The organism is Acinetobacter sp. ANC 3903 (assembly GCF_002135315.1).
Taxonomy (GTDB): Bacteria; Pseudomonadota; Gammaproteobacteria; order Pseudomonadales; family Moraxellaceae; genus Acinetobacter.
The window spans coordinates 84,813-98,885 of sequence record NZ_NEGA01000009.1 but is presented as its reverse complement, the minus strand read 5'-3'; the positions used below and the strand labels follow the sequence as shown (position 1 = coordinate 98,885).

Annotated in this window: 14 protein-coding genes; 5 read left to right on the top strand and 9 right to left on the bottom strand. The window is 43.3% G+C overall.

The annotated features are described in order from the left end of the window. Positions 1-79: 79 nt before the first annotated feature. The 8 genes from B9T29_RS08920 to B9T29_RS08885 all read right to left on the bottom strand — a co-directional run bounded on the left by B9T29_RS08920 (position 80) and on the right by B9T29_RS08885 (position 7,599). On the bottom strand, positions 80-817 hold the full coding sequence (locus tag B9T29_RS08920; protein WP_416202483.1) for an outer membrane protein transport protein: 738 nt from the start codon (positions 815-817) through the stop codon (positions 80-82). A gap of 92 nt (positions 818-909) precedes the next feature. Continuing rightward, positions 910-1,833, bottom strand: a complete 924-nt coding sequence (locus B9T29_RS08915; RefSeq protein WP_086175580.1) for a CysB family HTH-type transcriptional regulator — start codon at positions 1,831-1,833, stop codon at positions 910-912. Positions 1,834-1,888: 55 nt separating this feature from the next. After that, on the bottom strand, positions 1,889-2,950 hold the full coding sequence (locus B9T29_RS08910; RefSeq protein WP_086175579.1) for a sulfate/molybdate ABC transporter ATP-binding protein: 1,062 nt from the start codon (positions 2,948-2,950) through the stop codon (positions 1,889-1,891). Positions 2,951-2,961: 11 nt separating this feature from the next. Next, positions 2,962-3,855 carry a sulfate ABC transporter permease subunit CysW gene (gene cysW, locus B9T29_RS08905; RefSeq protein WP_086175578.1) on the bottom strand — a complete coding sequence of 298 codons (894 nt, stop codon included), beginning with the start codon at positions 3,853-3,855 and terminating at the stop codon, positions 2,962-2,964. Next, the gene (cysT, locus tag B9T29_RS08900; RefSeq protein ID WP_086175577.1) at positions 3,852-4,685 is read right to left on the bottom strand and encodes a sulfate ABC transporter permease subunit CysT; all 834 of its coding nucleotides are present in this window, start codon (positions 4,683-4,685) and stop codon (positions 3,852-3,854) included. Before cysT ends, cysW begins: the two co-directional genes overlap by 4 nt. A gap of 85 nt (positions 4,686-4,770) precedes the next feature. Then, positions 4,771-5,376 (bottom strand): RBBP9/YdeN family alpha/beta hydrolase, encoded by a 606-nt coding sequence (locus B9T29_RS08895; protein ID WP_086175576.1) that lies wholly within the window; start codon positions 5,374-5,376, stop codon positions 4,771-4,773. A 27-nt stretch (positions 5,377-5,403) separates the two neighbouring features. Further along, positions 5,404-6,417, bottom strand: coding sequence for a sulfate ABC transporter substrate-binding protein (locus B9T29_RS08890; protein ID WP_086175575.1), 1,014 nt, complete (start codon positions 6,415-6,417; stop codon positions 5,404-5,406). A gap of 177 nt (positions 6,418-6,594) precedes the next feature. Beyond that, positions 6,595-7,599 (bottom strand): sulfate ABC transporter substrate-binding protein, encoded by a 1,005-nt coding sequence (locus B9T29_RS08885; protein WP_086175574.1) that lies wholly within the window; start codon positions 7,597-7,599, stop codon positions 6,595-6,597. A gap of 161 nt (positions 7,600-7,760) precedes the next feature. On the opposite strand from B9T29_RS08885, the gene pabC reads away from it, so the two are divergent. From pabC to B9T29_RS08865, 4 genes are all read left to right on the top strand, one after another. Next, the gene (gene pabC / locus B9T29_RS08880; protein ID WP_086175573.1) at positions 7,761-8,573 is read left to right on the top strand and encodes an aminodeoxychorismate lyase; all 813 of its coding nucleotides are present in this window, start codon (positions 7,761-7,763) and stop codon (positions 8,571-8,573) included. A 1-nt stretch (position 8,574) separates the two neighbouring features. After that, positions 8,575-9,621, top strand: coding sequence for an endolytic transglycosylase MltG (gene mltG, locus B9T29_RS08875; protein ID WP_086175572.1), 1,047 nt, complete (start codon positions 8,575-8,577; stop codon positions 9,619-9,621). Between the two features lie 9 nt (positions 9,622-9,630). Beyond that, positions 9,631-10,236 (top strand): dTMP kinase, encoded by a 606-nt coding sequence (gene tmk, locus B9T29_RS08870; RefSeq protein WP_086175571.1) that lies wholly within the window; start codon positions 9,631-9,633, stop codon positions 10,234-10,236. A gap of 73 nt (positions 10,237-10,309) precedes the next feature. Beyond that, positions 10,310-10,726 (top strand): PaaI family thioesterase, encoded by a 417-nt coding sequence (locus B9T29_RS08865; RefSeq protein ID WP_086175570.1) that lies wholly within the window; start codon positions 10,310-10,312, stop codon positions 10,724-10,726. A gap of 67 nt (positions 10,727-10,793) precedes the next feature. Here B9T29_RS08865 and nadB read toward each other — a convergent pair whose 3' ends face one another. Next, on the bottom strand, positions 10,794-12,437 hold the full coding sequence (gene nadB / locus B9T29_RS08860; RefSeq protein ID WP_171264014.1) for an L-aspartate oxidase: 1,644 nt from the start codon (positions 12,435-12,437) through the stop codon (positions 10,794-10,796). Between the two features lie 226 nt (positions 12,438-12,663). Between nadB and B9T29_RS08855 the strand changes: the two genes are divergently transcribed. Next, positions 12,664-14,046 (top strand): Do family serine endopeptidase, encoded by a 1,383-nt coding sequence (locus B9T29_RS08855; protein ID WP_086175568.1) that lies wholly within the window; start codon positions 12,664-12,666, stop codon positions 14,044-14,046. Positions 14,047-14,073 lie beyond the last annotated feature (27 nt).

Sequence of the window (14,073 nt, the reverse complement as noted above, 5' to 3'; positions counted from 1 at the left end):
CTGCTCCTTCTTGATCCATATAAACTTTGGCTTTGTTTAGCTTGAAATATTTAATGCCAGCGGCAATAAATAAATTAGGCTATACATTATAAAACCCGCCAACGCCAAAACTATAATAACCATCCGAAGGGCTTAAGGTAGAGGCTGGATAGCCAATGCCTGAATCCACCCCTATATCCAGGGCCGATGTCCATTGCTGATTGAAGATATGGGCAAGTCCCAAGGTGGCTGAAAGCTGATTTTTTTGATAATCCACCAAATTGACCGGTGTAGCTTCACCCAAGCTCATCAGGGGAGAAACCATTTTTAAATTTTTCCAGTTGACCCAACGCAAATAGGTATAGATGACATTGCGAGGCGTGATCCCGGATTTAAACTCGAGATTTAGCGACTGCGGTGTGTCGATGCTGATGTGCTGTGCAGAGCTTAAATTCAAGACTGGAATTGCAGGAATGGATGAAGTCTGCTCATAAAATTGTGGCGTATGTTGAATTTTAGAACGATAGGTGAGTGAGGTTTTTAGTGCATATTCAGGAATTTGATAGCTGATACCTGCCAACCAGCCCAAGGCCGAGTCTTTATCCATATTTGCAATATAATTAGCCTGTATTCCCATCGATTGCCCTGAAATTTTCAGTTGAGTGTCTAGGGTCTGATAACTTAAACCGCCATAAAAATTCCAAGCCGAATTGGGTTGATAGCCTAAAAGCGTGGTCAGATTGTGAGTGTCTATTTTAAAACGTACTGCATTGACTAAATTTACCGGGCTGCTGCTGACTGGTTCGAAGGCATAGCCTACATCTGTAACAAAGTGAATTATTTATTTGATTGATAAGTAAAATAATAAAAAATTTGAATTAAAATTAAAAAAAGGGATATTTAATATCCCTTTCTTAATCAATCAAATTTTTAATCTTCGGGATAAGCCAATTTTTTCAGTGCCTTGATATCTGCTTCTGGCGAGCAGAGTGAAATAAACTCATAGCCATAACCGCGCAACAAATGTCCTTTACGTACCGCAATCCAGGTGGTATTTACCCCAAAGATATCGGTTGGAATCTGTTTAAGGCGATAATCCCGTTCCGCATCATAAGCGACATTGTTGACAATACCGACGCCCATATTCAATTCCACATAGGTTTTGATCACATCGGCATCCAGCGCTGACATCACAATATCAACATCAATGCCGGCATCTTCAAATGCTTTGTCAATTTTAGAACGCCCTGTGAAACCGCCATGGTAAGTAATAATCGGAAATTGTGCCAAATCTTCCAGCGTGATGTTTGCTTTGTTGGCAAGTGCATGGTTTTGCGGTGTAATAATACTGTGTTGCCAATTATAGTAAGGTACGCTAGCCAGATTTTCTTCAGTGGTTAAAGATTCAGTGGCAATACCAATATCTGCTTCGCCTTGCAGCAACATTTCGGTAATTTCAACCGGACTGGCTTGTTGCAAAATCAAATGGACTTTCGGAAATTCTTTTTTGAACTGGTTGACAATCGGTGGCAACACATAACGTGCCTGGGTATGCGTGGTTGCAATGGTCAGGGTGCCTTCATCGACACGGTTAAAATCATCTGCCAGACGTTTAATATTGTCTGCATCCACCAGCATGCGTTCTACAATGCCCAGTAAAGATTGACCCGGTTCAGTCAGGCCCAGTAAACGTTTGCCTTTACGAATAAACAGTTGTACGCCCAGCTCATCTTCTAAATCTTTAATATGTTTACTCACACCAGATTGTGATGTGTAAAGTGCTGCTGAAGCTTCAGTTAAATTAAAATTCTGTCTAACGGTTTCTCGAATAATTCTTAATTGTTGGAAATTCATAATGCTGTATACCTTAAAAGGGATGGGGGCTGTTTTTGGCCCCATCTATTTGTTATTAAGCGACGTCATTGGCAAACAGATGCAATGCCGTTGGGCTTAACCACACTGTTTGATTTGGCTTAAATTGATGTAATTTCGCTTCTTCCGAGTTAAGCGAAATTTCAATTAAATTGCCTTGGCGGTCTTGCAGCTCAGCAAGAACTTTGCCGGCAATCCATATTTCACGCAGGAAAATCGCCTGAATGGCATTTTCTTGCGGAGTGGCATGAATACGCAGTTCGCTTGGACGTGCAAAGGCAATAATTTCACCTTGCGGCGCATCTTTGGCTTGTGGCAATTGAATGCGGTCTTCGCCAAGATGGATGATGCCTTGCTGGTGTTGGCCTTCGAATCGGTTGGCCTGACCCAGGAAGTCGAATACAAACGGGGTTGCCGGTTTTTCGTAAACTTCACGCGGCGAACCGATTTGCTCGACATTTCCTTTGTTCATGACCACGATCTGGTCAGCAACTTCGAGTGCTTCTTCCTGGTCATGGGTGACAAAAATCGAGGTGATATGCAATTCATCATGCAGGGTACGTAACCAGCGGCGTAATTCTTTACGTACTTTGGCATCCAGTGCACCAAAAGGTTCATCAAGCAGTAAAACACGAGGTTCAACCGCCAATGCACGTGCTAAAGCAATACGCTGACGTTGCCCCCCCGAGAGTTGTGCAGGATAACGGTCTGCCAAAAAGCCCAATTGAACCAGATCAAGTAAACGGGAGACACGCTTTTTAATTTCGGCTTCAGATGGTCGGGTAGAGCGCGGGCGCACACGTAAACCGAAGGCGATGTTGTCAAATACGGTCATATGACGGAACAGGGCATAGTGCTGGAATACAAAACCCACTTCACGTTCGCGCACGTGAACATTGGTTGCATCTTCACCTTCTAAAATGACTCGACCGCCATCAGCCGATTCCAGACCTGCAATAATACGCAGCAGAGTGGTTTTACCACAGCCTGATGGACCGAGTAATGCCACCAGCTGACCATCTGGAAAATCGAGTGAGATGTTTTTAAGTGCATGGAATGCACCAAAGTGTTTTTCAATATTTTTAACTTGAATACTCATGATGTCATTCCTTAAGAAACTGTTGAATCGTCATTACGTTTGTTTTGTCGTTCTTGGCGTATCTCTACCCATGTTTTTAAAATCAGGGTCACAATAGCCAGTAAAGCCAACAGTGAAGACACGGCAAACGCAGCACTAAAGGTATATTCGTTGTAAAGGATTTCTACATGCAGAGGTAAGGTATTGGTTTCACCACGAATGTGACCAGACACCACCGATACTGCACCGAATTCACCCATAGCACGGGCATTACACAGAATGACACCATAAATCAGACCCCATTTAATATTGGGTAAGGTCACTTTCCAGAAAGTTTGCCAACCTGAAGCACCCAGTACAATTGCGGCTTCTTCTTCTTCTGTACCTTGTGCTTCCATTAACGGAATCAGTTCACGCGCTACAAATGGCACCGTAATAAACACGGTTGCCAGCACAATAGCAGGAACGGCATACAAGATTTTAATGTCATGGTCCATCAGCCAGCCACCAAACCAGCCTTGGGTACCGAAAATCAGTACTAACATCATGCCTGCGATTACAGGTGAAACCGAGAAAGGTAAATCAATAATAGTGGTCAAAATGGATTTGCCACGGAAATTAAACTTCGCTACCGACCATGCAGCTGCTACACCAAACACCACGTTTAATGGTACTGCAATCACGGCGGTCAATAATGTCAGTTTTACCGCAGATAAAGTATCTGGATGCACCAGTGCCTGAAAATAAACCCCGACACCTTGTTTAAACGCTTCAACAAACACTAGAATTAAAGGCAGAATCAAGCAGCTTAAAAAGAAAATCAGGGCAATGGTGATGAGCAGGTAACGAATCCAGGTGGGTTCACGGGTAGCATCGCGGGACTGCAATTTCTCGGCCAAAGCATTGCTATTGGTGATTAAACTCATCGTGCAGTTCTCCCTGTACGTTTGCTTGCCCATGCCTGTAACAGGTTAATCAGGAACAAGATGGCAAATGACAGTACCAGCATCACGACTGCAATGGTGGTTGCACCTGCATAGTCATATTCTTCCAGACGGGAGATAATCATCAGTGGCGCAATTTCAGTCTCGAAGGGCTGGTTACCGGCAATAAAGATGACCGAGCCGTATTCACCCACACCTCGTGCAAATGCCAAGGCAAAACCAGTTAATAGTGCAGGAAACAGAATCGGTAGAATGATTTTGGTGATAATCTGAAAACGGTTCGCACCCAATGCCGATGCTGCTTCTTCCAGTTCGGTTTCCAGATCACTTAAAACCGGTTGTACGGTACGGACTACAAATGGAATACCAATAAAAATCAAAGCCAGAGTAATCCCGATGGGGGTATATGCCACTTTAATGCCTAAAGGCTCTAAATACTGACCGATCCAGCCTGTAGGGGCATATAAAGAGGTCAGTGCAATACCGGCAACGGCTGTAGGCAAGGCAAAAGGCAAATCGACCAAAGCATCCACAATACGCTTGCCAGGGAAGCTATAACGGACCAAGCACCACGCCAGCAGTAAACCAAAGACCACATTGACTAAGGCTGCAAGCAGGGCAGCACTAAAACTTAACTGCAAAGATTTTAAGATACGTTCTGAACTTAAAATTTCCCATAAACCGTCCCATCCAATTCCCAGTGATTTAATAAACACTGCCGAAAGTGGAATAAGCACGACTAATGACAAATACGCTAGGGTAAAGCCTAGAGAAAGACCAAATCCTGGCAGCACTCGGGATCGCTGCGACATGATGACTCCTCAAAAAGAGCGAATGCTGACTAATAAAGTCAGCGAAAATAAAAGTTTAAATCGGCACAAGCATAATTTGCGGGGTTCAAATTGCAAATTTAAAAAAGCACTTGTTATCATCAGTTAAATTGATGTGTTGCAACACATTTTCTGAAATCAAATAATCATAAATTTCAGGGAAAGGCCCAAAACCGGAAGCAACATTAATATGTCCAACTTGACCCAGGTTAATTGGATTGAGTTTCCACGCTTTGGCCAGGCATTGCGCATCTTCAAAATTTAACCAGGGATCATTTTCACTAATGATCATTGTGGTTGGTACAGCAATTTTAAGCTGATGAAAATAGCGTTGATAATCTTGCTGGCTATCACGTGAAAAACCGGCTTCGCCAAAACGGGCAGGATTGGCCGGTGCAACCAGAATCAAATTTTTAATTTTTTGATTGAGTTCCGGATGCTGGGCTAAAGCTGCCACAGTGGTTAAACAACCAAAACTATGTGCAACAATCTGGACACTGCCTTGAATAGGCGCCACGGTCTTTACAAACTCGGCAATCCAGTTTTGTAACACAGGGGTGTTCCAGTCTTGTTGCTGCACACGCGAGCATGACATGAGTTGTCGTTGTAACCAAGATTGCCAGTGCGCAGATTCACTGCCACCTACACCCGGAACAATTACGGTATGAATCATGTCGATGCTCCTGTCTATCGAACGCTATTATTTTGCACTATTGGCTTTAACGATTTGGTCAAATACGCCGCCATTTTCAAAGTGGGCTTTTTGAACTTTGCTCCAGCCACCAAATTCTTGGTCGATGGTCACCAGTTTTAATGGCTTGAATACCTTGCTGTATTGCGCCAGTGTTTGTGCGTTGCGTGGGCGGTAGAAGTTTTCAGCCGCAATTTGCTGGCCGCGTGGCGAGTAAAGGAAGTTCAAGTAGCCTTTGGCCAGATATTGGTTGCCTTTTTTCTCTGCATTTTTTTCCACAATCGCCACAGGTGGCTCAGCCAAAATAGACAGAGATGGCGTTACAATTTCAAACTTGCCCGGTTGTTCACGAATGGCTAAGTGAGCTTCGTTTTCCCATGCAAGCAGCACATCACCAATGCCGCGTTCAGCAAATGTGGTGGTTGCACCACGTGCACCAGAGTCGAGGACTTTGGTGTTTTTATAGATTTTACGTACAAATTCTTGAGCTGTTTTATCGTTACCACCGGCCTGATGTTTCGCCCAAGCCCATGCAGCGAGATAGTTCCAGCGTGCACCGCCAGAGGTTTTAGGGTTTGGGGTAATAATGCCTACACCCGGTTTAACCAGATCACCCCAGTCTTTAATGCCTTTAGGATTACCTTTATGTACCAAAAATACAATGGTAGAAGTATAGGGGGTAGAGTTTTGTGGAAGTTTCTTTTGCCAGTCTGCCGGTAAAAGTTTGGTTTTTTCCGTAATCACGTCAATGTCGGCAGAAAGTGCTAAAGTCACGACATCTGCATCGAGGCCATCAATGACCGCACGAGCTTGCTTACCTGAACCGCCGTGTGACTGTTTGAAGTTAATTTTCTGTCCGGTACGGCTTTCCCAGTATTTGCTGAAATCTTTATTCACGTTTTCATATAGTTCGCGTGTTGGATCGTATGATACGTTAAGGAAATCTTTCGCTGCAGCACCCAGAGAAAAGGTGGATACGACTGCTGCTAAAACCCCAAGTTTCAATTTTGCTGAAATGCTCATGCGAACCTCAATATTTTCAAATGTTTCATCACATGGATGCAGAATAGCGCTATTCTTTATGCATAAAAAATAATAAAAAATGAATTTTATATGAATAAAAAAGATAAATTAAACTGGTTTGATAAGTAAAGCACCGGCCTTATGAATAAAGCTGATGCTTTGATGGATGAACTCAAATTATTTTGCACTGTTGGCTTTTACAATCTGGTCAAATACACCACCATTTTCAAAATGCTGCTTTTGAACTTTGGTCCAGCCGCCAAATTCTTTATTAATGGTGACCAGTTTCAATGGTTTGAATACGGATTTGTACTTGGCCAATACAGCTGCATTGCGCGGACGATAAAAGTTATTGGCAGCAATGGTTTGACCTGCAGGTGAATATAAATAGCTGAGATAAGCTTTGGCTAAATTCAGGTTGCCGTCTTTCTGTGCATTCTTTTCTACTATGGCAATAGGGGGTTCTGCCAAGATTGAAAGAGAAGGTGTCACAATTTCAAACTTGCCCGGTTGTTCACGAATCGCAAGGTGAGCTTCATTTTCCCATGCCAGCAATACATCTCCAATGCCGCGTTCAGCAAATGTGGTGGTTGCACCACGTGCACCCGAGTCAAGTACTTTGGTATTTTTATAGATTTGACGTACGAATTCCTGTGCTTTGGCATCGTTACCGCCTGGCTGATGTTTTGCCCAAGCCCATGCTGCCAGATAGTTCCAGCGTGCACCGCCAGAAGTTTTAGGGTTTGGGGTAATAATGCCGACATTATTTTTCACCAAATCGCCCCAGTCTTTAATGCCTTTAGGATTACCTTTATGTACCAAAAATACAATGGTAGAAGTATAGGGGGTAGAGTTATTCGGGAACTGTTTCTGCCAGTTTTTTGGCAGCAGATTCGAGTTTTCTGCAATGGCATCAATATCTGCTGCAAGTGCCAAGGTCACCACATCGGCACCCAGACCATCAATCACTGAACGTGCCTGTTTGCCAGAACCGCCGTGTGACTGTTTAAAATTAATATCTTGGCCAGTGGTTTTTTTCCAATATGCGCCAAACTCTTTGTTGTAGTTTTCATATAATTCACGGGTTGGATCATAGGAAACATTTAAAAAGTCTTTTGCCAGCGCAGTAAAAGATGTTGCTGAAATAAGAGCCGCTAAAACCCCGATTTTTAATGAGCGCATTTTGCTATCCTTTGAATTATTAATGTTTTGTAACAGGGCCAAGCATAGCCTTATCTTTTTTGTTGAAAAAATAATAAGAAACGAATTTGATATGAATAAAAAAGCTATTAATCTAAGGCGGCTGTTCTTAAACTAAGTCATTATTTACAGGATGTTTGCCTATGCCATGTTTTAAAAATGCACAGCAAATCAACGAAATTTCATTATTGGATCGTGCTTTCCATTATGGTGATGGCTGTTTTACCACTGCGCGTGTGCGACATGGCAAGATTGAACTTGAAAGCTTGCATCGGGCACGGCTACAGTTAAGTTGTGAGCGGCTGATGCTGCAAGTGGACTTAAGCTACATTGAGAAAACTTTGGCGGTGTTGCAGCAGCAATTTTTACAAGTCAATGGCACATTAAAAATCATCATTAGTCGCGGTGAGGGACAACGCGGCTATAGCTTGCCTGATCATCCGGCAGATGTCTGGGTGTTTTTTTATCCTCAGGCTGTAGATGATTTTCGCATTGAAAAAATCAAGTCCGGGGTGTTGCAGCAGGCCTTGGGCTTGAGCATGCCGGCTTTGGTGGGATTAAAAAGTCTGAACCGCTTGGAACAGGTATTATTAAAACATGAAGCTGATCAGCACGGCTGGGCAGAAGCTTTGGTCACCGATGTACAAGGCACTGTTGTGGAGGGCGTAAGCAGTAATTGTTTCATTCGTTTAAACAATTCATGGGTTACGCCAGAACTCCGTTATAATGGCGTGCATGGGGTGATGCGGGCCGAAATTTTGTCCCGCATGCAGCAGCAGGGCATTGATTGTGAACAGCGTTTTATTGAAATGGAAGATATTTCAAAATTTGAAAGCCTGTTTTTCTGTAATGCCTTAAGTCCCATGAAAGCTGTGACTGAACTTAACCGGCAACCGTTGAATATTCAGCCGTGTATTGAACTCTTTAATATCCTTCAATTGAATCAGATTCATTAATATGTCTAGCAAAAAGCAAAAATCGAAAAATAAAACTGCATCAGGATTTCCTTTAAAAGGCATCCTTATTTTAATTGCAGGTCTGACGGTATTATTTGCAGTCATCTTGGCTGCCAGCTTGTTCAAGTCCTATCCGGTGCAAGGTGAAAAGCAGATGCTGGCGATTGGAGATGGTGACAGTTATTCAGGCTTTATTGACCGTCTAGCTCAGCAAGATAAGGTCAGTTTTCCTATTATCCTGAAGCTTTATCAAAAAATCATGATTCATGACAGCATGAAAGCTGGTGTTTATGAAATTCGTCAAGGCATGTCGGTACGTGAAGTGCTGGAACTGGTCTCGAATGCTGAAAATGCACAGATGAACCGCATTCTGGTGATTGAAGGTACGACCTTTAAACAGTTAATTGAACTTCTAAAGAAAGATGATTTGGTCACTAAAGAAGTGTTGAATCTTCCGCAAGATCAAATGTTAAAAGCCTTGAATATTCCATTTAACCATCCTGAAGGGCTGTTTGCGCCAGATACCTATTTCTTTGCCAAAGGTGAAACCGATAAAAAGATTTTGACCGATCTATATAAACGTCAAATGAAGGCTTTGGATGCGGCATGGGCCAATCGTGCCAGCGGTTTACCTTATAAGGATAAATATGAAGCGCTGATTATGGCTTCAATTGTGGAAAAAGAAACCAGCCTGGATAGTGAGTTAAATCAGGTATCGGGGGTGTTTATCCGCCGTTTGCAACAAGGCATGCGTCTGCAAACCGATCCAACCGTGATTTATGGCATGGGCGATCGTTATACAGGTAATATCACCCGCACCGATTTGCGTACGCCCACACCCTATAATACTTATACCAACAATGGCTTACCGCCGACACCGATTGCCTTGCCAAGTCAAAAGGCGATTGAAGCCGCCATGCATCCAGATAACTCGAATAACGTTTATTTTGTTGCAACGGGCAATGGGGGACATAAATTCACCAGTAATTTGCAAGACCATAATCGTGCTGTGCAAGAATATTTAACTGTAATTCGTTCAAAAAATTAAGGAGTGGGGATGTTTATTAGTTTTGAAGGCACTGAAGGTGTCGGGAAAACCACACTCATTGGTAAAATTTATGATTATCTGCAACAGCAAGGTCATGAAGTTGTACTGACGCGTGAGCCAGGTGGTACGCCGATGGCAGAACAAATCCGTTCCCTGCTGTTGTCAATCAACCATGAAGAAAGCATGTCGAATGACACAGAACTGCTTTTAATGTATGCGGCACGTGCACAGCATTTACAGCAGGTGATTGTTCCGGCATTGAAGGCAGGTAAAACAGTACTGTGTGACCGTTTTACCGATGCCAGTTTTGCCTATCAGTGTGCAGGGCGTGGCTTAAGCAAAGAAAAACTGGCTTTATTAAATGCAAATTTTGTCTCGCATATGCCTGATATCACTTTTTGGCTGGATGCGCCGACTGAGCTGGGGATGTCACGCGCGCGTGCACGGGGTGCGCTAGATCGCTTTGAGCAGGAGAAAGCCACGTTCTTTGAGAAAGTACGCTCTGGTTATCAGCAGCTTTGGGAGCAGGACGGTGAGCGAATTAAGCGTCTGGATGCCACCCAAACGCCCGAAAAGGTATTTAGCCAGGCACTTGGATGTTTGCAATCGGTGTAGTCATTCGCAGCAATTGGGTTTAAATGAAAAATCTTTTATAGTGAGCAACATTATGGAAGATTTTTTATAAACAATGAAAAGTAATAAAGCCGAAATTATTGAATTTTTGCAACGTGAATTTCCGCAAAGCCTGGAAAAATGCGAAATAGAAACAGTCACTGAAAAAGGGGCTACCATCCTCTATCATGTGGATGCTGCTGATTTAAGGCCGGGTGGAACGGTGTCTGGCCCGACCATGATGACTGCTGCCGATTATGCACTTTATATTGCAATACTGGGTGAAATCGGTATTGTTGCCTTGGCTGTCACGACCAGTTTATCCGTTAATTTTTTAAGAAAACCGACGGCAGCACAGGATATTCGTGCGGTTTGTCAATTAATGAAAGTCGGCAAGGCCCTCATTGTCGGTGATGTATGGTTATACTCCATCAATCTAGATGAGCCGATTGCACATGCGGTAGGTACTTATTCCATCCCACCCCCGCAATAAAGAAATATCATGCAAATTGAAAAAGCCGAACAAAGGTGTTCGGCTTTTTTATTTAGACTAGACGGGTTTAAGCATCGACATTGACCAACGGGGTTTCCACCTTGAAGTTGGGTGGAGTCAGTACCGTTTTACGCAATTCAGGCCCAAGCTCCGGATAATCCAGGGTGTAATGCAAACCGCGTGATTCCTTGCGTTCCATGGCACAGCGCACAATCATCTCTGAAACCAGTACCAGGTTACGCAGTTCAATCAGGTTTTTGCTGACATGGTAATCCTGATAATATTCAGTGATTTCACGCTTCAACATTTCGATACGATGTAAGGCACGTTGCAGACGTTTAGTCGTTCGTACAATCCCCACGTAGTTCCACATGGTTTGACGCAGTTCATCCCAGTTTTGCAGAATAACGACATTTTCATCCGGATTCATAACTTGGGAATCATCCCAACTTGGCGCATCAGGAGAAACATAATCCGGATTGAACAGGCTTTCTATATGTTTTGCTGCACTCATACCGTAGACGAAACATTCTAAAAGTGAGTTACTGGCCATTCGGTTAGCACCGTGTAAGCCGGTATAAGAAGTTTCACCAATAGCATATAAACCTTCGATGTCGGTCTGGCTATTTTCATCAACCACCACGCCGCCACAGGTATAGTGGGCTGCAGGAACCACTGGAATCATTTCTTTGGTAATGTCGATTCCTAGTTCAAGTAACCGTGCATATAGGGTCGGGAAGTGCTCTTTAATAAACGCTTCATCTTTATGGGTAATATCTAGCCAGACATGACGGATACCCAAGCGCTTGATTTCATAGTCAATGGCACGTGCCACGATATCACGCGGTGCTAGTTCCGCACGTTCATCAAAACGCAGCATGAAACGTTCACCGTCAGGCAAGCGTAAATAAGCCCCTTCACCACGCATGGCTTCGGTAATTAAAAAGGAACGTGCTTGCGGATGATACAGGCAGGTTGGATGGAACTGGTTAAATTCCATATTGGCAACCCGGCAACCGGCACGATAGGCCATGGCAATACCATCACCGGTCGCAATATCCGGATTAGATGTATACAGATAGGCTTTCATGGCCCCGCCACACGCCAAGGCTGTAGAGGGTGCCAAGAAGGTATGGACTTTTTCAGTCTTTTCATCGAGCGCGTATAAGCCAAGGGCACGATTAGTTTGATCTTTCAGACCGAGTTTTTTTGAAGTAATTAAATCAATGGCAATATAGTTTTCAAAAATCGTGATGTTTTGCTTTTCACGGGCACGTTGCACCAGAGTGGTTGAAATGGCACGACCGGTCGCATCTGCAGCATGGATGATACGGCGCTGTGAATGTCCACCTTCACGGGTTAAATGCAGTTGTTCCTGTTCATCTAAGGTAAATTGCACGCCATGCTTTAACAGAAAATCGACAGAAGGTTTGCCGCCTTCTACAGTCTGCTTGACGGCTTCACGTTCGCATAACTGTGCACCTGCAATCATGGTGTCATCAATATGCTGTGCAATGGAATCGGTTTCATCTAAAACCGCAGCAACGCCGCCTTGCGCATAAAAAGTACTGGCTTCGGTGAGTGTCGATTTGGCCAAAACAGCAATATTGAAATGATCGGGTAATGATAAGGCCAGACTCAAACCTGCGCCACCACTACCCACAATGATCACGTCAAAATGATGTGTTGTATTTAAATTAGACATGTCCATCAGCTAATTCGAAAAAAGTTTGCTAATAACACCGCTTTTTTGATCAAAAGACAAGGGCTAATATGCTAATGTATGATGAGAAAAAGTAATAAAGCAACAAACTTTTAAGAAAGATTTAAGCTGTTGTTTATACAAATATAATCAAACATATTATTACCCAAGACAGACATGTTTTATGCTAAATACTGTCTCTGCATACTTATAATGAATGGAGTGCATGCTTTATATGAACAATCGCGATATAAAAAAAGGAATGTATGCTGCTGTATTTACAATGGCGGCTATGCAAACACAAGCAGCTTCTTCGGTAGACTTTTCTAATCTGGTTGAACAAGTCAGTCCGGCGGTGGTCAGTGTAAATGTCGTCAAAAAAATGACTCAGGAAGAGCTGATCCAGCAACAGATCCCTGAAATTTTAAAACGTTTTTTTGGTAATCAAGTGATTGTTCCGCAGCAACAAAATCAGCAGGATAAAACAGCTTATGGCAGTGCATTCTTTATCAGTAAGGATGGTTATCTGTTAACCAATCATCATGTGATTGAAGATGCTTCTAAAGTAACTATTATGTTGAATGATCGCCGCGAAATAGATGCGACGGTGGTCGGAAGCGATGCACGTACCGATGTGGCATTACTAAAAGTCAATGGTTCCAATTTCCCTGAATTACGTACCGGTAATGTCGACCGGCTCAGAGTGGGAGAGCCGGTATTGGCCATTGGTTCACCTTTCGGTTTTGATTATTCTGCATCAGCAGGCATTGTCAGCGCGAAAATGCGTAACATGATGGGGGAAACCTCGGTGCCATTTATTCAAACCGATGTGGCTTTAAACCCGGGTAACTCAGGCGGTCCTTTGTTTAACCAGAATGGTGAAGTGGTTGGGGTAAACTCGCGGATTTTTAGTGGTACTGGCGGATATATGGGCCTGTCGTTCTCCATTCCGATTGATGTGGCGATGGATGTGGCGGAGCAGCTGAAAAAGAATGGCAAGGTGACACGTTCTTATTTAGGTGTCATGTTGCAAGACATCGATCGTACCCTTGCGGAATCTTATAACCTGTCCAAACCTGAAGGCTCACTGGTCACTCAGGTTGCACCCAACTCCCCGGCAGCCAAAGCAGGCTTTAAGTCGGGCGATGTGATCTTGAAATATAATGGTTCACCCATTTCAAGAACTTCGGATTTGCTTAATTACTTAAACCGAACTACACCAAATCAAAACATTCAATTGCAAGTTTTACGCGATGATAAAACCCGTAATATCTCGGCAACACTTACCACTGCTCCAGATGATACCCCGGCGAAAGTGGAACAAGTTACTGAACAAAAAGGTCCTGTTATAGGAGTTAGCATTCGTAACTTAACGGCTGCAGAACAAACGCAGTTGAATATTAAAGGTGGTATTTTGGTACAGGAAGTGAAGCGCGGGGGAATTGCTTCACAATCGCGTTTGATTGCAGGCGATATCATTACTCAAATCAATAATGAAACCATTTTGAATAGTAATGATTTTATTAAATCTGTGTCTGAATTGAAAAAAGGCTCAATTGCACGGGTTTCAATTATTCGTCAAGATCAGCGTGCAATTTTAGGCATGCGTATTGAATAATCTTAGACTATCAAATGAAAACCACTC

Excerpts from the sequence above, each read along its gene's own strand:
- B9T29_RS08915 (WP_086175580.1), bottom strand. The coding sequence starts at position 1,833 with ATGAATTTCCAACAATTAAGAATTATTCGAGAAACCGTTAGACAGAAT.
- B9T29_RS08910 (WP_086175579.1), bottom strand. The coding sequence starts at position 2,950 with ATGAGTATTCAAGTTAAAAATATTGAAAAACACTTTGGTGCATTCCAT.
- cysW (WP_086175578.1), bottom strand. The coding sequence starts at position 3,855 with ATGAGTTTAATCACCAATAGCAATGCTTTGGCCGAGAAATTGCAGTCC.
- cysT (WP_086175577.1), bottom strand. The coding sequence starts at position 4,685 with ATGTCGCAGCGATCCCGAGTGCTGCCAGGATTTGGTCTTTCTCTAGGC.
- B9T29_RS08895 (WP_086175576.1), bottom strand. The coding sequence starts at position 5,376 with ATGATTCATACCGTAATTGTTCCGGGTGTAGGTGGCAGTGAATCTGCG.
- B9T29_RS08890 (WP_086175575.1), bottom strand. The coding sequence starts at position 6,417 with ATGAGCATTTCAGCAAAATTGAAACTTGGGGTTTTAGCAGCAGTCGTA.
- B9T29_RS08885 (WP_086175574.1), bottom strand. The coding sequence starts at position 7,599 with ATGCGCTCATTAAAAATCGGGGTTTTAGCGGCTCTTATTTCAGCAACA.
- pabC (WP_086175573.1), top strand. The coding sequence starts at position 7,761 with ATGCCATGTTTTAAAAATGCACAGCAAATCAACGAAATTTCATTATTG.
- mltG (WP_086175572.1), top strand. The coding sequence starts at position 8,575 with ATGTCTAGCAAAAAGCAAAAATCGAAAAATAAAACTGCATCAGGATTT.
- tmk (WP_086175571.1), top strand. The coding sequence starts at position 9,631 with ATGTTTATTAGTTTTGAAGGCACTGAAGGTGTCGGGAAAACCACACTC.
- B9T29_RS08865 (WP_086175570.1), top strand. The coding sequence starts at position 10,310 with ATGAAAAGTAATAAAGCCGAAATTATTGAATTTTTGCAACGTGAATTT.
- nadB (WP_171264014.1), bottom strand. The coding sequence starts at position 12,437 with ATGGACATGTCTAATTTAAATACAACACATCATTTTGACGTGATCATT.
- B9T29_RS08855 (WP_086175568.1), top strand. The coding sequence starts at position 12,664 with ATGAACAATCGCGATATAAAAAAAGGAATGTATGCTGCTGTATTTACA.